Source organism: Neolewinella aurantiaca, assembly GCF_008014675.1.
Classification (GTDB): domain Bacteria; phylum Bacteroidota; class Bacteroidia; order Chitinophagales; family Saprospiraceae; genus Neolewinella; species Neolewinella aurantiaca.
In genome coordinates this window covers 33292-54189 of the sequence record NZ_VOXD01000019.1, presented here as the reverse complement: position 1 = coordinate 54189, position 20898 = coordinate 33292, and the positions used below count along the sequence as shown (strand labels likewise).

14 protein-coding genes are annotated in these 20898 nt (G+C 53.8%); 6 read left to right on the top strand and 8 right to left on the bottom strand.

Annotated features, from left to right (window positions below; all coding sequences use genetic code 11):
* Entirely contained in the window at positions 1-906 is a 906-nt protein-coding gene (locus FUA23_RS13130) for a hypothetical protein (RefSeq protein ID WP_147931205.1), read from the bottom strand.
* Between the two features lie 95 nt (positions 907-1001).
* Positions 1002-2003: a Gfo/Idh/MocA family protein gene (locus tag FUA23_RS13125; protein WP_147931204.1), complete on the bottom strand. Its 1002-nt coding sequence runs from the start codon at positions 2001-2003 to the stop codon at positions 1002-1004.
* Between the two features lie 237 nt (positions 2004-2240).
* Here FUA23_RS13125 and tatC point away from each other — a divergent pair, with 237 nt between their 5' ends.
* Positions 2241-3110 (top strand): twin-arginine translocase subunit TatC, encoded by an 870-nt coding sequence (tatC, locus tag FUA23_RS13120; RefSeq protein ID WP_147931203.1) that lies wholly within the window; start codon positions 2241-2243, stop codon positions 3108-3110.
* Positions 3111-3194: 84 nt separating this feature from the next.
* The gene (locus FUA23_RS13115) at positions 3195-3806 is read left to right on the top strand and encodes a tetratricopeptide repeat protein (RefSeq protein WP_147931202.1); all 612 of its coding nucleotides are present in this window, start codon (positions 3195-3197) and stop codon (positions 3804-3806) included.
* Positions 3807-3902: 96 nt separating this feature from the next.
* On the opposite strand, the gene FUA23_RS13110 is transcribed toward FUA23_RS13115, so the two are convergent.
* Together FUA23_RS13110 and FUA23_RS13105 are read right to left on the bottom strand one after the other, a co-directional pair.
* Entirely contained in the window at positions 3903-4268 is a 366-nt protein-coding gene (locus FUA23_RS13110) for a four helix bundle protein (protein ID WP_147931201.1), read from the bottom strand.
* Between the two features lie 350 nt (positions 4269-4618).
* Positions 4619-6022, bottom strand: coding sequence for a CCA tRNA nucleotidyltransferase (locus FUA23_RS13105; protein ID WP_147931200.1), 1404 nt, complete (start codon positions 6020-6022; stop codon positions 4619-4621).
* Between the two features lie 499 nt (positions 6023-6521).
* Between FUA23_RS13105 and FUA23_RS13100 the strand changes: the two genes are divergently transcribed.
* Positions 6522-8774 carry a lamin tail domain-containing protein gene (locus FUA23_RS13100; RefSeq protein ID WP_147931199.1) on the top strand — a complete coding sequence of 751 codons (2253 nt, stop codon included), beginning with the start codon at positions 6522-6524 and terminating at the stop codon, positions 8772-8774.
* 178 nt (positions 8775-8952) lie between these two features.
* Here the strand turns inward: FUA23_RS13100 and FUA23_RS13095 are convergent, their stop codons facing one another.
* Both FUA23_RS13095 and FUA23_RS13090 read right to left on the bottom strand, forming a co-directional pair.
* Positions 8953-10269: a RagB/SusD family nutrient uptake outer membrane protein gene (locus FUA23_RS13095; protein ID WP_147931198.1), complete on the bottom strand. Its 1317-nt coding sequence runs from the start codon at positions 10267-10269 to the stop codon at positions 8953-8955.
* A gap of 52 nt (positions 10270-10321) precedes the next feature.
* A complete protein-coding gene (locus FUA23_RS13090) occupies positions 10322-13228 on the bottom strand; it encodes a SusC/RagA family TonB-linked outer membrane protein (RefSeq protein ID WP_147931197.1) in 2907 nt (968 codons plus the stop codon).
* Between the two features lie 372 nt (positions 13229-13600).
* On the opposite strand from FUA23_RS13090, the gene FUA23_RS13085 reads away from it, so the two are divergent.
* A complete protein-coding gene (locus FUA23_RS13085; RefSeq protein ID WP_147931196.1) occupies positions 13601-14965 on the top strand; it encodes a dihydrolipoamide acetyltransferase family protein in 1365 nt (454 codons plus the stop codon).
* Between the two features lie 27 nt (positions 14966-14992).
* Entirely contained in the window at positions 14993-16306 is a 1314-nt protein-coding gene (locus tag FUA23_RS13080) for a TolB-like translocation protein (RefSeq protein ID WP_147931195.1), read from the top strand.
* Between the two features lie 200 nt (positions 16307-16506).
* Here FUA23_RS13080 and FUA23_RS13075 read toward each other — a convergent pair whose 3' ends face one another.
* Together FUA23_RS13075 and FUA23_RS13070 are read right to left on the bottom strand one after the other, a co-directional pair.
* The gene (locus tag FUA23_RS13075) at positions 16507-17193 is read right to left on the bottom strand and encodes a hypothetical protein (protein WP_147931194.1); all 687 of its coding nucleotides are present in this window, start codon (positions 17191-17193) and stop codon (positions 16507-16509) included.
* A 156-nt stretch (positions 17194-17349) separates the two neighbouring features.
* Positions 17350-17943, bottom strand: coding sequence for a hypothetical protein (locus tag FUA23_RS13070; RefSeq protein WP_147931193.1), 594 nt, complete (start codon positions 17941-17943; stop codon positions 17350-17352).
* Positions 17944-18186: 243 nt separating this feature from the next.
* On the opposite strand from FUA23_RS13070, the gene FUA23_RS13065 reads away from it, so the two are divergent.
* Positions 18187-20781 (top strand): T9SS type A sorting domain-containing protein, encoded by a 2595-nt coding sequence (locus FUA23_RS13065; RefSeq protein ID WP_187271014.1) that lies wholly within the window; start codon positions 18187-18189, stop codon positions 20779-20781.
* Positions 20782-20898 lie beyond the last annotated feature (117 nt).

The window sequence follows — 20898 nt, the reverse complement described above, 5'->3', positions numbered from 1 at the left end:
CTAAAAGTGGATCAGTTTAATGTTGTCGAGGTAGACGTCGCCTTCTTCCAGATCTTGTGGAAGGATAGCCGCAAGGTTAATCTGAATCGGATCCAGGTTGAGGTCAACGATGATGTTCGTAATGTCGAAGTAGATCTTTGTCCATTGTTCCTGTGGTCGGAAGCTGGGGTCAAACAAACTGGAACTGTTCAGCCCATTACTTCCGCTGACGCCGATGCGGCCATCGGCCGCGCTCAGGAAGTCCATCTCCAGCCAGACGTAGCGCCTTGTTGCTGTCAGGTCGGGGAAGCTTTGCTCCGAGGCGACTTCGAAAACGGGGCTGTCGGCCGTCAGGTGAATTTTCCCGCTGTAATCACCCGTTCTGACAATTTCCTGGGTCGGAGCCAGAGTTCCCATTCCGTTTATCACTTCGCTGAAGGCCCGCACATCGCCGGGTTCGAAGGTTTCGAAAATAGAGAAACGGACTTCAGGCTTGTACGTAATTGGTTGTGTTCCTATGTTAATGGTTTCTCCCGGAGTCAGTTCGAGGGTGAGGTTTACGGGGGTGTAGAAATCGTAAGGTTCAGGCGTAGCGCTGGAACCATTCTGCCGCACCCCGGGCTCGAGGCGGATCTGCGAGGACCCCGCCCGCGGAACGGGGATACGGGCCGGCAAACCGAACACACCGATGAATTCGGCGTCGGCAAATACCCACACCTCCGGAATGTCTGAAGTAGGGGTTCCCTGTCCGGGTGTTTGCAGCTCAAACCCTTCCATCATTACGTAAGCGGGTACGAGATCGGTATCGGCGGGGCAACCGGTAAATACCAACAGGGGCAACAAAAGGCCTAAAGTGTTCAATACGCGCGTAAGGAATGATCCTGCGGGGCGATCAGACTTCAGTTTCATCTTTTCTATAGTCATCATATTCGGTAGGTAGCACTGTCCAAAAATTCTTTTATCCTTCCTCGTAAAGCTTCGGTTGGTAAAAGTGGTTTTGCTCAGTGCATTAGCATAAGTAGTTATACCTCTGCGTCGGGCAACCGTTGCTGGTTAGCCTCTACTGCTTCGGTAATACGGTGTGCCAAGTCTAACGCACGATAACCGTCTTCGATGCTTACGGCAGCAGGTTTTCCTTGCGTTATGCTGTCTGCAAGACTTTCCAGCTCTAATTGGATGGCGTTTACCGGGCCACTGTCTGGTTGGTCAACATGAATGATGCGTGGCCCCTTTGGTGTCTCGAGCGGGAACTGCTGACCGTCTTCGGGAAGTTGGGCGTCCATCTCAAACAAGCGGACAATCTCCGATTTTTTCTCCAGCAGGTCGAGACTGATGTAAGCGTCGGGCTGGAAGAGGCGGACCTTGCGCATGTTCTTCAGGCTGATGCGGGAAGCCGTAAGGTTAGCTACTGCTCCGCCTTTAAATTCGATGCGGGCGTTCACGATGTCGGGAGTATCTGACACTACAGCAACGCCGCTGGCACGAACGTCGGTTACTTCATCGTCGGCAAGCTTCAAAATGATGTCGAGGTCGTGGATCATTAGGTCAAGCACCACGCTCACGTCCACGCCGCGCGGGTTGAACATTGCCAACCGGTGCGCCTCGATGAAGTAAGGTTTTACCTTCAGGTCGCCGAGGGCGAGCAACGCGGGGTTGAAGCGCTCCACGTGACCAACCTGAACGATTTTGCCCGTCTTCCGGCTCAGTTCGATGAGTTCTTTGGCTTCTTCGAGGGTGCGGGTGAGCGGTTTTTCGACAAAAACGTGACAGCCTCCTTCCAGAGCAAGCTTAACCATCGCGTGGTGGGTTGGGGTAGGGGTAACTACATCCACAACTTCACTGGCCGCAATGAGGGCTTCGGGGCTGTCGTATGCTTTTAGGTGAAATTCTTCAGCGACGTGGCGCGCCGTATCGGGGTCGGCGTCGTAAAAGCCGATGAGGTCGTAACGTGCTTTAGCGAGACGAATACACTTGAGGTGGATTTTACCGAGGTGGCCGGTGCCGAGGAGTCCGATTTTTAGCATGGCACAAAGGTAGTTCGTTAGTTTTTTACTTCCCTGATCTTTTTGGGCGCATACGCAGGTACATGGTTTGTTTTTTGGCTTCGGTTACCAACCGGGGTTAAGTTCCTGCGGAGCGGTTGCCTCTTAACGGTGTTTGCACCTGCGGCCGCGCCCGGAAAACTAAAATGTTCGGCCAGGCCAACGACTATCCGGCCGGCGCGTTAATGAACTAAGCAATTAACGAATTACCTTCGCGCAATGGCACTAGACCAAATTAATGTAGATGATTGGGAACTGGACGAGCACGGACAGCCCCGCCCCCCCGAGGAAGACAAGGAAATGTCTTTCATCGATCACCTCGAGGAATTGCGCTGGCACGTTCTTAAGGCGCTTATCGCAGTTGCTCTTGCGGGTGTGGTACTGTTCATTTTCAAGGAATGGTATTTTCGTCATATCCTGTTTGGTACCAATTACGACGATTTCCCCAGCTACGAGTTCTTCTGCTGGCTTTCCGGTGAGCTGGGAACCGGAGATGCATTGTGTATGACGGGGCCGAACGTGAAAATTCAGGCAACTCAGTTTGGAGAGCAGTTCATCACGGCCGTTAAAATGTCGTTTGTTGGTGGCTTTGTGATTGCTTTCCCGTACGTCTTTTACCAGATTTGGTCTTTCGTAAGGCCAGGCCTGTACAAAGAAGAGCAGCAAGCTACCCGCGGCGTGATCTTTATTTGTTCCTTGTTGTTCTTCATCGGGATCGCCTTCGGCTACTTCGTGATTGCTCCTTTCGGAACCAACTTCCTGATGGGCTTCGAGGTTGGTGGTGCGGTGAACCAACCAACGATGGGCTCGCTCATCAGCTTCATGGTAATGTTTACGCTGCCGGCTGCACTCATTTTCGAATTACCTGTTCTGATTCACTTCCTGGCCCGCTTTGGCCTCGTTACCGCCGAGAGTATGCGCCAGTACCGGAAGCACAGCTTTATCGGGATTCTGGTGCTGGCAAGTGTTCTTACACCTCCGGATGTAGTCACGCAGGTCCTCATTGCGGTGCCGCTTTACTTCTTGTACGAGATCTCGGTCTTTGTGGCTAAACGTGCCGAGAAAAAGTATCAGGCAGATCTGGAATAGCACGTTCCTGCTCCGCTGCCGGGGTGATGTTTCTTAAATGCTCCGGTCAGCCCTTATCTTTGTCTTCCTAAATCAAAGTCTATTATGTTCATCATCCCTCCGTACATCCGATTTGCCCTCATCGCTGCAGGTATCCTGGGCGGTATCGCCCTTTGGGCAACGCTTGGCATCTGGTACGGTATTTTCTTCGTCATCGCCGGCTTGGCACTTCTGGCGGGCTACATCTTTTTGGGGACTGTCGCTCCCGCTGCCCAGAAGGTCCAGGTTCAGGACTTCGATGGTGCAGAGAAACTCCTCAATCTTACCCTGAAGCCGGAATGGCTTTACAGCGCAAACCGCGCCTTTTACTACATGATGCGCGGCAACATCGCGCTGAGCCGTAAAGAAATCAAAGCCGGCGAAGAATGGCTCCGCAAAGCGGAAGAGGTCGACATCCCGACGCCAACCGAAAAGGCTACCCTGCACTTCCAACTCGCCCAGATCGAGTACCAGAAGAAGAACTTCGTAGCCGCCAAGAAGTACCTCAAAAAAGCTCAGGATGCTAACATCAAAATCCCTCAGATTCGTGAGCAGATCGATATGATGGACAAAGCCCTGAAACAAACCGGACAGATGAAAGCCGCTCAGCGGATGGGCTCTCAAGGACACCAGATGATGGGACGCGGCGGCAAGCGTCGTCGGCCGAAGACTAGGTAAGTGGGTAGAATGTAGTGGGTAGTTTGTAGTGCTGCCGCACGTTGGAGGTATTGAACTGCTACCGCACGGCTCAGACAGGGCAGGTTGGCTTCGTTTTCACCGCAGATACTTTCCGGGATGGTTCTCCATAAAGCTTAGGAGTTTTCCTACTTCTTCGGACGCAGCGATGTATCTATCGTAGGTTTCTTCTTTTATGTATTCTGCTTCCAGGGCGAAATCGAGCCAGCATTGGGTTTCGTAGTTCTCAGAAACGGCGTCTGCCAGCTTCGCCACGAAATGCTTTGGGTACCTTCTGCGACCGTAGCTCTCCGCCAGATTCGCAGAAACGGAACGGGAAGACCGCCGTATTTGATCTGTCATGCTATAACGTTCCTCTTTTGGGAAATCCACGGTCATTCTTCTGATAGAAGTTGCAAGCAGATAGCTCTTCTGGTAAGCGGCAAGGGTTCTGAAACCGGACATGGCAATAGTATTGGTTGCCCCAAACATCAGCCGGCAAACATTTATTAGTCGTCTTTTACGCGTATATAAACGAATATATGCGTTTGTATGCGGCTATTTGAAATTAATTTATTGATTATCAATAAATTGTGGAGCTTGCTGTGAGGTTCTTATTTTGCCTGTAACGCGCGGAGCACTACCTACTACATCCTACCCACTACCCACTAGAGCCACTAGAGCCGCGCGGAGCACTACCTACTACATTCTACCCACTACCCACTAGAGCCGCGCGGAGCACTACCTACTACATTCTACCCACTACCCACTAGAGCCGCGCGGAGCACTACCTACTACATTCTACCCACTACCAACTAAACGCCCAATTCCTTCGCTACCGCCATCATTTTCTCCCGGGCGGCTTCCAGTTCGTTTGGAATTTCTCCGTCGAGGATGGCTTCGCGGACGGCATCTTTGATCAGGCCTACCTGCCGACTGGGTGGGATGTTGAAGGTCTCCATGATCATCTCACCCGTAATTGGAGGTTGCCAGTTTTTGAGCTGGTCTTTTTCCTCGATTTCGGTCATACGGTTGCGGAGCAGGACGTAATTCTCCTGATAGCGTTTGACCTTATGTGGGTTCTTGCTCGTGATGTCGCTGGCGCAGAGCGTCATCAGGTCATCGATGTCTTCGCCGGCTTCAAAAAGGATGCGACGAATGGCGGAGTCCGAAATCTCTTCCTGCGTCAGGCTGATGGGCCGCTGGTGAAGGGAGACGAGTTTCTGGACGTACTTCAGTTTGTCGTTGGGTAACCGGAGGCGGCGGAAAATGCGGGGAACCATATTGGCCCCAACAGCATCGTGAGCATGAAACGTCCAGCCGGCCGAAGCTTCCCAGCGCTTTGTTTTTGCCTTGCCGATGTCGTGGAGTAAAGCCGCCCAGCGGAGCCAGATTTCGGGGCTTCGCTCTGCGAGTTGATCCACGACCTGAATGGTGTGGAGGAAGTTGTCTTTGTGTTTACGGCCGTTGCGCGACTCTACGCCGCGAAGGGCGGCGAGTTCAGGTAGAACGTAATCGAGCAGGCCGGTATCGTCCATCAGTTTAAGCCCTACGCTGGGGCGGGGCGAGAGCATGATTTTGTGCATCTCGGTAGCGATACGTTCCCAGCTGATGATCTTGAGGCGGTCGCAATGCTCGCGCATTGCTGTTTTTGTGCCGGGGTCGAGCTGGAACCCAAGCTGACTGGCGAAGCGGACGCCGCGCATCATCCGCAACGGATCATCGGTGAAAGTCTTGGCGGGGTCAAGCGGAGTGATGAGTCGCTTTGCTTCCAGGTCTTCCAGGCCGTTGAAGGGGTCGATGATGGTGCCGTAATCCTGTTCGTTAAGGCTGATGGCCAGGGCGTTGATCGTGAAATCGCGGCGGTTTTGGTCGTCGGCCAGCGAACCGGACTCTACGGTAGGTTTGCGGCTGTCGGAGCGGTAAGACTCTTTGCGGGCACCGACAAATTCAATTTCCAGATCGCGGTGCTTCAACGCCGCGGTTCCGAAACGCTTGTACACCGTTACGCGGCTGCGGGGGTGAAGGCTGTTGCCTACCCGCTTGGCCAACTCGATACCACTGCCAACACAGACGATGTCGAGGTCTTTACTCGGCCGGGCGAGCAAGCGGTCACGTACGTAACCGCCCACTACGTAGGTAGGGAAGCCCAGTTCGGCAGCGGCCTTACTGATGACTTCGAAAATTTTTCGTTCGTTGTCGCGGATCTGGAAAATCATATTGGAGCGCGAAGATAATACGGAGAGCGGGAACTACTTTCCTGCTGAGACCCTTCGATGAAATAAGTGAAGACCCCGACCCTGCGTGTGGCCAGGATATTGGAGCCCAGCTTTTGCGGCAAAACTGCCCCAGATAGCTGTTGTTATTGGGGCAATTACGAAGGGCCGACAACCTGATTCACAAGGAAGGGCGGGAAATTGAAAGTGTTGGTAAAGTGAAAGTTAAAATAATATTTTCCATTTTTTTGGCTTCCCTGGCAATGTGCCAAGAGGTGTTTTTAGGGGGCAGATGTGAATGTTTTGTGGTTCAACATACTCTTGGCAAGAGTAAATCTTCGGCTGAAAGCACGGTGACCGAGCGTACCCCGAAGGAGCAATTGGGCAAGAAGTCCGGGCCGCAACAAAACTTCACCCTGACCTAACATTGGGGTTATTAACTTTGTCTAAGTTTTACCAGTCCCTCTCTAACAGGCTCAAAATCAGTCAAACAACGATAGTTATGAACAGACTTTACCGTTTTACCGGAGCGCTTATCTTGCTTCTCACCCTACTTTGCACCAGCGTCCGCGCCCAAACTACCGTTGCTGTTATGGACTTTGACGGGAACGGGACGGAGATGACAGTCTCTAGTTCAGTACCATTCGCCGACAATGGGTCCGCTGAGTTTTTTGGCATCTATGACGCAAACGGTGACGATACCGACGGGACACCTACGGATACCGGCGATACGCAATCAACTACTCGGCCGGATAACGTTAGCGGAGCTCCCGTTAGCGGTGATTTTCTCTTCTTGGTAAGCGAAAACTCTTTCAGTCCCGGCAGTGCAGAAACGTCCCTCACCATTGGGCCTGTGGACGTTACTGGTCAGTCAGACGTGGTTTTTGAGTTTTTCTACCGTGCTTATGACTTTGATGGCGGCGATGATATTTTCTATGAATTCAGCGTTGACGGAACGCCACAGGGCCGTGTTCAGATCGTTGATGGAGCCAATGGCGCTTCTACCGAGATTTACGCAGGAACGGTTTCTTACATCGTTCCTGGAGGCGCTGGTAGTGTTGGTGTAACTATTTACGTCGACCAGGCGGGCGATGATTACGTTGCCTTCGACAACTTCATCGTTACGGCCGATAACCCCGGCCTGCCCTGCGGCGTAAGCTCCTTCGGTCCCTCCGCTACTGAGACGTGCGTTGCGTTTACGAACGGCACGCCCAACGAATACACACTTGCCGTTGATTACCTGGGCTCCGACGCCGACGGAACGCTGGCGTTGCTGGTGGATGGCAACCCCGCCAGCGCATTCACCAACAATGGCGACGACCCCACAACAACCAACGGCGGAACTATTGACCTGAGCAGCCCCGACCTGGTGGAAGGCACGAGTTACGAAATCACGTTTACCGATATGGCCGGAGATTGTGCTTACTCCGTTACCGGCAGCGTGGCCACCGGAACCTGTGTGTCTACCTGCGACCTGACCCTCGATCCCATCCGTCTCTTCTGCGATGACTTTACTGCAGGTACCGATGCTGTGAGTGCCGAAATCCGCTACTTTGGTTCTGAGCCAGGTGTTACGGTCACCGCCTCCGGCGGTGTTACCGTTAGCGGAAACGATCCCGCAACCGAAGAAGGAGGCACGGGCGCAGCCAATACCCGAAAAATACTGCTTAGTGGTTTGCAGGAAGGAGGCACCTACACGATCACAATCAGCGGCGGAGCCTGTACCGGAACTGAAGAGTTCGTCATCAACGCTACCGTTGATGCAGATCTGTGTGTGCCGGTCGGAGACCTCGTAATCAACGAATTTTACGCCTCGCCAAACACAGGTGCTGGTGAGTACGAATATATTGAATTGTACAACCGTGGCCTGACGGTACTGGACGTTTCGGATTACAGCGTCGAGGAAGGAGCCGGAACGACAATCGATATCCCTGCGGGTACTTTCCTGAACCCGGGAGAAGGTCTGGTAATCGTTGGGGGAATGACCCCGATGCCAGCGGGCTGCCAGCTGGTGAATGCACCGTTCATCGGCCTCAACAACGACGGAGACGTCATTATTCTACGCGATGAAAACGGACTGATTCTGCAGCAGTATGCCTACGGAGTTGAAGCAGATGTACAGGAGTCGCTTGCCCTTAGCCCCGACGGTAACCTGGACGGTGGCTACCAGCTGCACTCCACGGTTTCTGCCTCGGGAGAAACGAGTTCGCCCTGTATGAACAACGAAGACGCCGACGACCCGCTCCCCGTAGAACTCTTGTCTTTCACGGGGCAGGCTGACGGTAAAACGGTGCTGCTGGACTGGGAAACCGCTAGCGAGATTGACAACCAGTACTTTGTTGTAGAAAGGCTCGTGTCCGGTACACATTGGTCGGTTCTAGGTACGGTTCCTGCTTTGAATGGCCGGAGCAACCGTTACGAATTTACCGACGAAGCGCCTGCGCAGGGAGAAAATATCTACCGCCTTCAGCAAATTGATACGGACGGGACTGCGGCGGTTTACGGCCCTGTTCTTGTCAGCATTACGGCGGCGCAATTCAGCGTCTGGCCTAACCCTGCGGGCTCCGAAATTCGCTTCGGGGGCAATACCTCCGCTGGCGATCACATCAGCCTTCTTGATGCCAACGGCCGGGTGCTCCGCGAGCTACCCGCCGGTAGCGACCGGGCAGATCTGAGCGGTTTGTCTGCGGGCGTTTACCTGCTCCGCGTAGCGCGGGCTTCCGGCACCGAAGTGGTACGGTTTGTGAAGCAGTAAAGGAAATCAGGCGCGGTCGCAGGTGCAGAGAAAGTTATTCGGGAGTATGCTCCCATGCTTATTTTCCTGCTCCGAGGGTCAGATGAGCTTTCTCCCTGCCGGTAACGTAAAACGGGTGCGCCTCCATTCTGGAGACGCACCCGTTTTTTAGTCAGGCGGTTCTCGCCGGTGATTTTCGCTATTGCCCTTCGGAGAGCGGAATAGGAAACTGGGTAAACACGTCATCTCCGACCCGGTCAATCGGCAGGTAGTCGGCGTTGAGCAGGCCGTAGCGGCGCAGGTCAAACATCTGATGTCCTTCGCCCCAGAGGGAGTAGGTGCGCTGGTAAAGCATCTCGTCAATAAGAGCATCTTCGGATACATCACCGCTGTAGTCACCAATGCCGGCGGCATTGCGGATTATGTTGATGCCCGTTACGCCGTCGTCGTACTCACCGGTATTAATGCTTGCTTCGGCCCAGATAAGGACGAGTTCTTCATTGCGGATAATATCGATCGGGGAGGTGACAGACTCGTACAATGCTGTTTCGAAATCTCCGGTCAGTCCGTCTACCGAGCTGGAGCTCACTCTCATTCGGAATTTGCCGAGGCGGGCGTCTCCGCTGGTTGCGTTGGCGATGATCCGGGGATGAACGATGAGTTGGTCTCCGCTCTGCCCGGGAGCCTTGAAGAGCGGGTTGAGAATGTCTCCGCTTCCGGTACCGAAGATATGCTCTGGTCCGGAACTGAGGTCTCCGTTCAGGTCAAGAAAGCTGGCGTTGACCCTGGTCAGGGCTTCCTGGTACCTCTCCGCATGGGTTGCGGTACGGGCAGAAAGTGCACGGTTGACCTTCGCAAATTCTTCCGGTGTGTCGAAACCGGTAAAGCCACTGGAGAGGGTGAAGTTGAAGGTGCTGCCCTGCAGCTGGGTGAAAGCCTCATCATAAAGGGCAAGGATGGCGTCATAGCTGGCTTCTTTGCTGAGGAAAGGTCCCAGGTTTTCAGGGTCAGCAACGTCGACACGAATACCGTTTTCGTTCAGAAGGTCGAGAACCTGGCTCAGCATCAGAGCCTTCATAGTATTGGCAAAGCCACGGTAGCCGTCGGCTTCGTCGGCACTGATTAGCGTGGTGTTGTTCACTGCTTCCAGCAGGACATTGGCGTTTTTGACGACCCGGTACCGCGAGCTGAAGGGGGCGGTGAGGTAAAAAGTATTGGCGTCAATGAAGGTCTCGTCCTTTCCCAGCAGGTCGGAAGTGTTCCGCGGGTCGGCATCGAAAATATACAGTTCCCGGGCGATGGTGCCGGATGCCGTTACGTAGTTGGAGAAACCATCGCGCGTTCTGGCCTCGATGCCGGTTACCAGCAGGTTCAGTTCAGAAGGAGTGGCATTGGAGAGGACACTGTTGATACTTGGTCCGTTGGGGTCAAACTGTTCTTCTATTTCACAGGATAGAAGTGAGAAAAGCAGTAGGAGCGCCGGAAAAGTGACGCGTAAAGCATGAGTGAATTTCATGTGAAGATATTTTTGACTTTTCCCCACTTTCGTGGGGAGAAGGAATGGTTGTTTAGAAATTGAAACCAAGGTGGAAATAAAATTGCTTGGAAGACGGGAATGGTCCTACCTCCAGGTTGGAGGATAAGCCCGATCCGCCGTTTACACTGACTTCCGGATCGTAGCTGCTGTAGTCGGTCAGGGTGAAAATGTTACGTCCTGAAACACCTACTTTCAGCCCGCGGATGAAGTCGCTCTGAAGCGGAATGTCGTAGTAAACGGATGCTTCTCTGAGGCGGAAATAGGATCCATCTTCGATGAAGCCTTCAAGGTCGTCGCTTGAGCGGGGTGTTGTTCCTCCGATGTCCGTCAGGAGGCGCGTCAGGTTAAGGATGTCGCTGCCCTGACGCCAGTGGAAGAGTGCGCTTACGGTCAGGTTTTTGCCGATGCTGAGGTTGTTGCCCCAGCCAAACTGGAAGTCAGGTTCGGTATTTCCAATCTGTTCCGGTCCGTTTTCCCCGTTGCTCCAAAGGCCGGTAATGGGGCTGCCTTCGTCGATGTAGAAAGTACCAAGACCGAGGCCAAAGCCTGCGCCGGGAGGGACGAAGCTCGGGATGTCGTCGCCGCTTTCACCATCCGGAATTCCGAGGCGGGTAATTTCGCTGTTGTTGAACCAGAAGTTGAGGGTGGTGCTGTAATCGAGGTTGGCCGTCCTGACCGGGTTAAGGCCAAGTTGAAATTCAAAGCCGGTATTGCGCAGGTCGAGGTCGTTTCTGATTTCATTGCCAAAACCGGAGGAGGTTGGCAGGGAGCGATCATACAGGAGATTCTTTACGTCCCGAATGTAGTAGGTAGCGGAAAGGTTGACCTTGTTTTGGGCCAGCCCAACATCAACACCGAACTCTAACTCCGTACTTGTTTCCGGCTCCAGTTCGCTGTTGCCTTGGGCTCCGGATACGGAGAAACCGGATTGGCCTCCAATCCCGACTGGCGTAAGGGAAGTGAACAGTCGCCCGAAGGTAGCACTGTTTCCTGTCTGGCCGTATGCGATGCGGGGCTTAAACTGGTTGACGAACGAGCTTTGGTCCCAAAAGTCAAACTCAGTGAGGTTAAGGGCGAGCGATGCCCGGGGAAAGGCGTAATACTTATTCGGGTCGCCGTTCAAGCTGGACTTATCGAAGCGAACGCCTACCGTACCAATGATTTTGTCCTGAATGTTAACCTCTTCCTGAGCCAGGAAGCCGAACTCTTCGGTAGAACTGAGGGTCTGAGTGATAGACTGAGCGCCACCCTGGGTCAGGTTCTGTTGGCCGGGGATGAGCTGAGTCGTTTGGTTGTAAACGAAGTCGTTTTCGAAATTGAGGTAGGTGATTCCCGCCTGAGTGGTAAAGCTGACGTCGCTAGGGGTGTAATAGCTGTGTACCGCGATGGCGCTGTAATTGACGTTGAAAACATTGTTTTTACCAACGCCAAGGAAACCATTCTGCAGGCCTCGCTGGCTCTGGAAAGTTTCGGGTACATACACCTCCGTTTGGTTGAGAAAAAAGTCTACCCCTCCGTTTAGAACGACCTTGAGGTTCTGGTTGTCTTTCTGAAGTACGTTGTACTGGAGGTTTACGCCCTGCAGTACCCGGTCGATGTTCTCGGTGTTCCGTGTTTGGTCGCGGGTTTGGATGGGGTTACCAGCCGCTGTAGGGTTGTCGGGGTAATTACCGTTTTCATCGGGGAAGAGGTTGTACCAGTCGCGGGTGAAGGCAAGCGTGTAGCCATAACTGAGACCACCATCGTTTTCGTTGCCGAAGAAACTCCGGTTGGAGTTGGAGCGGATGTAGCTGGTGTTGGATTGTATTTTCAGCCGCTGGCTGAATTTATGGGTAACATTGAGGCGGGTGGAGAGCCGTTCGTATCCGGTTCCTTTAACGATCCCATCTTCATCGCGGTAGCTTCCACTGAGGAAGAAGCTGGTCTTTTCGTTGCCGCCGCTGATGCGCAGGCGGCTATCTGAGATGAAACCTTGTTCTCCGTAAATTTCATCTTCATAGTCGAAGATTTCTCCCCGGGCTTCGGCTGCTTCGAAGATGGCACGCTCATCGGCTCCAAAGGCTTCCTCTACCTGGTCTGCAGTATAAGAGCGCCGGCCGACTTTTTTGATGATGGTATTAAACCCAAAATCCTGATTGAAACTGATATCCGTGCGGCCAGAGGTTCCCTGTTTTGTGGTGATGATGATTACCCCCGCGTTGGCGCGGGTACCATAAATTGCTGCTGCAGAAGCACCTTTCAGGACCTCCATTGACTCAATGTCATCAGGGTTTATGTCTGCCAGTCGGTTCGATGCTCCTTCTTCATTGCCGGCGTTTGCTCCTGACGCATTTCTGGAGCCACTGGGTATCTCCACGTTGGAGATATAGACACCATCGAGAATGATCAGCGGCTGGTTGTTGCCGGAAAGAGACGAAACGCCCCGCAGGCGAATCGCATAGCCTCCGCCCGGAGCTCCGGAGGACTGGGTAATGTTTACGCCGGTCATTTTGCCGTATAGTGCACCGTCTACGGTCTGCTGACTGGTTACACCGGTTAGCTCCTCCGCCGAAACGGTAGAAACAGCATTGGCAAGGTTCGAGCGTTTAATGGAAGAAGCCAGGCCGGTAACTACGATCTGTTCGAGATTAGCGATGTCTTCTTTCATGATGATGCTGAGCTCACTAGTGGAGGGGCTGACGTTGACCGTCTGAGGAGCAAAACCTGTGTAACTGAAGCGCAGTTGCTCGCTGTTGGCGGGAAGCTGAACCGAAAAATTGCCATCAATGTCGGTTACTGTACCCGAAGTAGTGCCGACTACCAAGACAGAAACACCGGTAAGAGAGAAGCCGTCCGAATCGGAAACATTACCTGAGACGGTGAATTGAGCCAACATAGTGGCATGGGTTAGGAGGGTGAAAACCAGCAGTAGGCCGGCTTTCCCAAGGGAAGTATACATATAGAAAACGGTTTTTAGTGAATGAATGGTTAGGTTAGGTCGTTTTAGGAATGGTAATATAGGAAACGAAAATTATATGGCGTATGCGGCCTGCGGCTTGCGTTTAATATTGTTTTTTTAGGGGATAAAGGATTGTTGAGAATGCTTGTTTATTGGTTCGCGGAAGAATAAATGTTTCGGATGTTAGGGCGTTCAGATACCTCCCCCGGCCGTGTGCTCGCTGTTGGCGTGTGCTCGTAAATTCTAATCTTTGGCCAGTCACGACGGACTTCTGCTATCAGGATGCGGGGCCAACGGGAAAAACCGTAATTTCGCCCTCACCTAACCAAATGAAGGCCTAACCAGCCGTAAACTGAATAAAACTGAAAAGCCATGGCTCTCGTAGAACTTATTATGCCCAAAATGGGTGAAAGCATCATCGAAGCAACCATCCTTAACTGGGTAAAGCAGGTTGGAGACAGTGTAGAAGTGGACGATACCATTCTGGAAATCGCGACGGATAAAGTAGACAGCGAAGTTCCGAGTCCTGTAGATGGTACCATCAGCAAAATTTTGTTCGATGTCGATGCGACCATTGCCGTCGGCGAGGTTATTGCACTTATTGAAACCGAAGCTGGTGCTGAGGTGTCCGCCAGCCCGGCTACCGGAGGATCGGCAGCTCCCGCAACCCCCGAGCCCGCTCCGGCACCGCCAGCTCCCGCGGCGCCTGCCCCTCAACCGGTTGCTGCACCTGCGGCCGCGCCAAAAAGCACGCCGGCTACCGCAACGGTCGCTAATTCCGCAGGCCGCTTTTACAGCCCACTCGTACGGACGATCGCGAAGGCCGAGCACATCAGCCAGGCCGAACTGGATCAGATCCCCGGTTCGGGCAAAGACGGCCGTGTAAACAAAGCCGATATGATGGCTTACCTGAAACGGCGGGACAACAGCTTCCTGAACGGAACAAACCAACCACAATCTGCCGCAGCTCCGACGTCGGCTCCGGCAGCCAAGCCAGTCCACACGCCTGCACCAACACTGTCCGGCACCGACGAAATCGTAGAAATGGGGCGGATGCGTAAACTCATCGCCGATCATATGGTGATGAGCAAAGCGACCAGCCCGCACGTAACCAGCTTTATCGAAGTGGACGTGACCGACATCGTGAACTGGCGCAACAAAGTGAAGGGCCCATTCAAAGCTAAGCACGGCCAGAACATCACCTTTACGCCGATCTTCATCGAGGCCGTAGCGAAGGCCATCCGTGATTTTCCGGGTGTGAATGTGTCGGTGGATGGAACGAATATCATCAAGAAAGGCAATATCAACATCGGTATGGCTGCTGCGCTGCCAACCGGAAACCTCATCGTTCCCGTCATTAAAAATGCGGACCAACTGAATCTGATGGGACTGACCAAGTCGGTAAATGACCTGGCCAGTCGCGCCCGCGAAAACAAACTTAAGCCCGAAGACATTCAGGGCGGAACCTTCACCCTCACGAATGTTGGTACCTTTGGCAATGTGATGGGAACCCCCATCATTAACCAGCCCCAGGTGGCTATTCTCGCCGTAGGCGCAATCCGTAAGAAACCAGCCGTAGTGGAGACGGAGTACGGCGATCTGATTGCCGTTCGTCAGATGATGTTCATGTCGCTCAGTTACGACCACCGGGTGGTGGACGGAATGATGGGCGGCTCCTTCCTCAAACGTATCGGTGATTACCTCGAAGCGTTTGACGATAGCAGAACGGACGTGTAAAATATAATAGGAGTAAAGGCTGCGAATATGAACAAATCACTTCTGCTGAGAAAGACCGTTACGATTAAGTGGCGCTGGCTGCCTTTACTCCTGTTTGTTGTGTTTCCGCTCTTTCTGACCGCGCAGCGGAAGGATAAACTGGACCGCGCTAACCGCGAATTTACAACGGGCGATTACCCTGGTGCTATCCGTACCCTGCAGACCATTAAGGGGATTGAAGGCGACGCTGAAGCGAGCCTGCTATTGAGTGTGAGCCAGTTCCATGCCAATGATCTGCTGGCCGCCGAAGCTGGCCTGCTGGCGCTGGCCGAGCGGGAGAAAGACAACTACCCCCTGGTCTGGTTTTACCTCGGCCGGATTTATCATACCCAGCACCGCTTTGTAAGGGCAGCTACGGAGTACAAACGCTATCTGCGTACGCTCGGAGACGACGGGCCCGAGCGGCGGACGGTCGTTAACCTGCTGAGAAATGTAGACAACGGTGTGCGCGCCGGCTTCGTCACCGATCAAATGGTGGCCGAAAATATGGGGCCAAGGGTGAATTCGGAATACGATGAATTCGGACCCATTCCGAGCCCGGTCGGAAGCGGACGCTTGTACTTCAGCCTGGTCCGTCCGGAAATCGCCACAGGGCGGGTGCAGAGCGACATCGTCGTGAGCCGTAACGCCGACTCTGGCTGGGGGACACCTTCTTCCCTCAACGATTTCATCAATACCTCCGCTCAGGAAAGCCTTATCGACATCAGCCCCGATGGGCAACGACTCTATTACTACCGTGGTAATAACGGTACCGACGGTCGCTACCTGATGGATACTTTCCGGACCAATACCAACCAGATGGTGACCTTGGATGCAGGTGTACCCATCTCGGCGGGAACGGGAGATATGACGCCCTACTACGGAGCTGCCGATGCTGTCTACTTCGCCAGTAACCGTAGCGGAGGCTACGGAGGCCTGGACCTTTACCGGCTCCCACGGCTCCCCAACGGCGGCTTTGGGCCGCCCCAGAACCTGGGGCCAAACGTGAACGGACCTTACGATGAGGTTTGTCCCTTCGTGGCCAACGACGGGCGCACGATCTACTTCAGTACCAACGATCCCGCCCACAGCGTGGGCGGATTCGATGTCGTCCGTACTTTTCGGGTGGCAGGTGTGGAAGGACAGTTTACCGTTCCCGAGAATGCGGGAATGCCGCTGAACTCTGCCGGAGACGACACACACTTCCGCCTGGCCTCAGATACCTTCACCGGCTTTTTAGCCAGCGACCGCAAAGACGGATTGGGAAAACGGGATATTTACGTAGTCTACTTCATCGATGCGCGGGAGGAAATGCGGTATTGATCTCGATATGAAGACTGGTAACGATGGGTCTCCGTAAAGAAAAACGGAACCTTAATGGTGTGTAGTCTCCCCGCATAGAAAAAGCTGTGGGTAGTTCTATTCACTACCTTTTATCTACATGTCCTGCCTGTTGTGTCCGTCGCATTTGCAGCGTGCGGAGCACTACCTACTACATTCTACCTAATACCCACTACTTACTTCTAGCTCTTAGCAATAATCTTCTGTTCGTTGTTACTCTCATAGATGCAGTAAGCATCATATTTGGCCCGGTCGGTTTCGCCCCAGATGTCTTTACCGATGTCGCAGACCTTGATCATTTCATCGTAGAGGATATTGCCGACATCGATGCGGTTTTCGACGGCGATGTCGCGGTCAGCGACCTTGTCTTGCTGGATGTTCATGGCTGTTTCGAAAGCCTGGCAGGCATCGGCCAGTTTTTTGAGGTGGGTCTCGTTGAGGCCGGTTTCGGCGAGGAAGTCCCACTGGGCGCGGGCAACCCGAATGACGCGGCGGCCACAGAATAAGAGTTGGGCGTCGGTCATGTCTCCGATCTTGGAGGTGCCGAACTTACGGTAGCGCCCGGTGCGGTTGCTGAACTTCATGCGCACACGGGTCATGACGGACCGGATGGCGTGTTTGACTTTTTCGGCGGCATCGTATTTTTTATCGGTTACGACCATCTGGTCGCCGAGCAGCTCATCGTCGTCGGGGACGTTGACGAACTTCTGGCAGCGGGCGTGAAAACCCTTGAGGCGGTTGCCGTCGTAGCCGTAATCCTTGAAGTGCTTCAGGTCACGCTTGGCCAGGCGAATGGCGTCCATGCACATCTGGTAGAGATCGGCATCGGGGAAGTTGTACTTACGGTTTACCTTTTGCTTTTTCTTCATTCTTGGGATCAGTCAGGTACTATTGCAAATGTAGGGATTTTGAGCGGGTAACACAAATTGTTTATGGTGGGGGAGTTTTACTCCGATTCTCTGATCGGAGTAAAACTCCTACGCAGTGCCGTTTCCGAATAGAAAATGGTTTACCGTATAATTGAATTATTCTGCTCGCCGGCGAAAAGTTCCCGGGTGTGTTTGAATTGTAATTTGCTGATCGAATGCAGGCCCCCATTCAAACGTTCCTTCAATGGTAAATTCATCGATAAACTTCCCCCTGAAACGGGTTTCTAAATCAAACTCTCCTCCGGTGGGATCGGGTACGAAGTAATCTCCTCCTCCAACCTCAAAAGACAAACTATCCATTCCGTTGTCAAGCCTTGTTTGCCTTCCAAATACAGGGGTGAAAATTGGTCTTGACGCAGTGGAACTTGGAAATTCCATCTGAATCCGTCTACAGCAGCCGTTTCTAACGGTGTCGGCCTCGAAATAAAAGATCATGCCTATATCGGTCAGACAGCCGTTCATATCAGAGTAAAATTCTCCTAGTTCGAGTTCACGGCATTCCATGTCTCCAATCCGGACTTTAGGGTCGGGGCAATCGCATGTTTCATCCATGGTGTTTGTGTCGAACCCTAAGGCACAAGTAAATGGTTCGGGGAGTGGGCCAGACACAGGCTGGTCATCGTCAATACAGCCAGCTGGTAAGATGCAGCAGGCCACCAGGCATAGTGTGAAAATATTTTGAAATCTCATGAGTTATTTGTTTAGGTGCATAAAACAGGGTGTTTTTGAATGAATTGGATGTATATTCTTTTAATTAAAAGAATGGGGTGTAAGTCAAATATACAATTGTTTTATGTCGTAAGTGTTGAAATGAATTTAATTCAATTGTCGCTGAAGACTTTTCTAAAGAACGAGTTCTCGGCGAAGTGCATGAGTTTATTTGTTTTACCCAAAATGACTAACTTGGCAGGACACCATTTACTCCTATTCAGAATGAGACGTTCCCTGATTTCCCTTGCTCTTTTACTCCTCCTTTGCACCTGCGACCGCGCCCCCGAAAAAGCGGTCCCCAACCCTCTGCCCACCGCCATCAGTTTGAACGGTGAGGCCGACGGCGAGCGCAAGGAAATGGCCCGCGAAGTGTGGGAGGAACGCCTGCACGCCACGGCGCCAGGTACCAACTGGCGCAAACTGGAAGCCCGCAACGCCATGGCCCGCCACCAGAAACGGAAGAACGGAGCTCACGAAAAAAGTACCGAAACCTTTGCCAACGGCCTCATTTTGGGGGAATGGTTTGAGCGGGGAAGTAAGTACACCGCTGGCTCAGTTCATGATGTTGCTCAGGATCCGCTGGACCCCAATCGCCTCTTTGTCCTGGCCGACGGTGGCTCGATCTGGGAAATGGACTACGAAAAAGAGGAGTGGAAACTGGTTACCCACGATATTGAGTTCGACGCAACCTACCTCGGCTTCGTACCTACGCCGGAAGGCCGCAACCTGATTGCTTACTCCGGAAGCCGGCCGATGTACTCCACCGACAACGGGCAAAGCTGGGAATACGCCGCCGTAAGTAACGACGACGGCCCGGTGAACGGCGATGATGTCTCCAGTGCCTTCAGTGCCACCCTCGCCGACAGTACGATACTGACCTCGCTCGCCATCAGCGGCGGCCAGTTCAGAATTTTCCATTCTACCGACGGCGGCCTGAGCTACCAGCAAATAAACCAGCCTCCTACCCGGATCGGAAGCCTCATTCAGGAACTTACCCACCTGCACCACGCGCCGGGCACTGATCGGACTTTCGTGCTGATGAAGAAGATGCACACCAATCAGCACGTGAAACTCTATGAAATAAAGGCCGACAGTGGTACCTACGCTTACGAACTCATTGCGGAGCAGCCGATCGTTACCGACGGCTTTTTCCGCAGCCGCGTTGCGGCGGCCGTTCAGCCGGGAACCGACAGCCTGCGAATCTACCTGCAGGCCGATGATCAGCTCTTTCGTAGCAACAACGATGGTCTTGACTGGGAAGAAATGCCCAACCTTGAGGTTGTTCCCTGGAGTAATCAGCCGATCTACGTTCGCCCAACCGACCCCGACTTCGTCGCCTTCGGCGCCGTGGAACTGTTCGTAAGCTACAACGGCGGCGAGACCTTCAAGCAGCCCAATCGGTGGTATGATTACTACGACGACATCACGAAGTACGTCCACGCCGACATCATGAACGTAACCCAGATTACCGAGGCAGACGGTACGCCGCGCGTGCTGGTCAGCAGTCACGGCGGCCTCAACCGCCTTGAGGAATCGGACAGCCTCTGGTACAATATCGCCAACGAGGGCCTCAACGTGTCGCAGTACTACGATGTACGCACAAACCCGGAAGACCCGGCGCTCATTTTTGCGGGATCGCAGGATCAGGGGATGCAGTTTTTTGAGCAAAGCGGGACCGGTGACCGGGACATCCTGGGCGGCTACCAGCACATCAGCGGAGACTACGGTCACCTCGAATTCGGAGACGACGGACAGGTGGTCTTTTGCCATTACCCCTTCGGGACCACCTACGCTTTCTACAACCTCCTCAACGGAGTGGACCAGTGGTCGAGCTTCGAAATCAGGAGCGAAGATGAGTTTCTCTGGATTGCGCCTTCGATGGCTCCGCCGGGATCAGGAACGAAATTCTACATTGGCGGCGGCAGCGCCGTCGACGACGAGCCGGGCTCTTACCTGATCGAGGTAACGATGGACCGTAACATTTTGGGCAGCAGCTACGGCGAAATGACGGGCGTGAACAAGCCTTACAACTTCCTCGAATCAGCGGGGGGCAATATCTCCGCCATGAACTACTCTCCGCTCAACCCGGACCGCTTTTACGTCGCTACCGAGCGCGGCCGCTTTTTTGCGTCCGACGACCGGGGCGAAACGTGGGAGGAAACCCTCAACTTCCTGCCCGAGGGCTGGTACCTCTACGGCCAGGCCATCCACGCCTCCCGCACGGAGCCGGAGACCGTCTGGCTGGCCGGCTCGGGCTACAACAACCCCGCCGTCTGGCGCTCGACCGACGGCGGCCAAAACTTCGAGCCCCTGAGCGACGGTCTGCCGCCCACGACGGTGATCGGCCTGGCCTCCAACCAGGCGGAAACGCTGCTGTTTGCCGCCACCGAGGCCGGCCCCTTCGTATACGTGATGGCGGATGAGCGCTGGTACGATCTTTCGGGCCAGTTCGCGCCCACCCAGCGTTACACCTCCGTTGAGTTCATCGACGAGGAAAACCTGGCGCGCTTTGGCACCTACGGCCGGGGTATCTGGGATTTCCAGGTGGAGGAGGTGGTATCCACCCGCGACGCGCTCGCCGGTGAGCAGTTGCTGAAAATCTACCCGAACCCGGCGTCCGGAAGCACTACAGTGGAGGGCGCCGCCGCGGCGTACCGCCTGTACGACGTCACCGGCCGCGAAGTGAGCCAGACTAAAAGTACGGGGGCGCGGACGCAGGTGCCAGTGAACGGTTTACGGGCCGGGCTTTACTTCGTGCAGGGTTTGGATGCCAGGGGGCGGGCTCTGGGGCTTGGGCAAAGGTTGGTGGTGGAGTAGTTCTGCGCCAGAACTATTTTTTAAAAAAAATCATACCGTACCTTCCACCTGCCGTTGGTTTTAGTTGGCCGCTTGCCGGGCGGCCGTTCGGGTGGCTATATTGCTCATCTCGTGGAG

Bases quoted from the DNA above. Each gene is read 5' to 3' on its own strand.
- tatC (WP_147931203.1), top strand. From the start codon at position 2,241: ATGGCACTAGACCAAATTAATGTAGATGATTGGGAACTGGACGAGCAC.
- FUA23_RS13075 (WP_147931194.1), bottom strand. From the start codon at position 17,193: ATGAAGAAAAAGCAAAAGGTAAACCGTAAGTACAACTTCCCCGATGCC.
- FUA23_RS13130 (WP_147931205.1), bottom strand. From the start codon at position 906: ATGATGACTATAGAAAAGATGAAACTGAAGTCTGATCGCCCCGCAGGA.
- FUA23_RS13115 (WP_147931202.1), top strand. From the start codon at position 3,195: ATGTTCATCATCCCTCCGTACATCCGATTTGCCCTCATCGCTGCAGGT.
- FUA23_RS13110 (WP_147931201.1), bottom strand. From the start codon at position 4,268: ATGTCCGGTTTCAGAACCCTTGCCGCTTACCAGAAGAGCTATCTGCTT.
- FUA23_RS13080 (WP_147931195.1), top strand. From the start codon at position 14,993: ATGAACAAATCACTTCTGCTGAGAAAGACCGTTACGATTAAGTGGCGC.
- FUA23_RS13065 (WP_187271014.1), top strand. From the start codon at position 18,187: ATGAGACGTTCCCTGATTTCCCTTGCTCTTTTACTCCTCCTTTGCACC.
- FUA23_RS13100 (WP_147931199.1), top strand. From the start codon at position 6,522: ATGAACAGACTTTACCGTTTTACCGGAGCGCTTATCTTGCTTCTCACC.
- FUA23_RS13070 (WP_147931193.1), bottom strand. From the start codon at position 17,943: ATGAGATTTCAAAATATTTTCACACTATGCCTGGTGGCCTGCTGCATC.
- FUA23_RS13090 (WP_147931197.1), bottom strand. From the start codon at position 13,228: ATGTATACTTCCCTTGGGAAAGCCGGCCTACTGCTGGTTTTCACCCTC.
- FUA23_RS13085 (WP_147931196.1), top strand. From the start codon at position 13,601: ATGGCTCTCGTAGAACTTATTATGCCCAAAATGGGTGAAAGCATCATC.
- FUA23_RS13105 (WP_147931200.1), bottom strand. From the start codon at position 6,022: ATGATTTTCCAGATCCGCGACAACGAACGAAAAATTTTCGAAGTCATC.
- FUA23_RS13095 (WP_147931198.1), bottom strand. From the start codon at position 10,269: ATGAAATTCACTCATGCTTTACGCGTCACTTTTCCGGCGCTCCTACTG.
- FUA23_RS13125 (WP_147931204.1), bottom strand. From the start codon at position 2,003: ATGCTAAAAATCGGACTCCTCGGCACCGGCCACCTCGGTAAAATCCAC.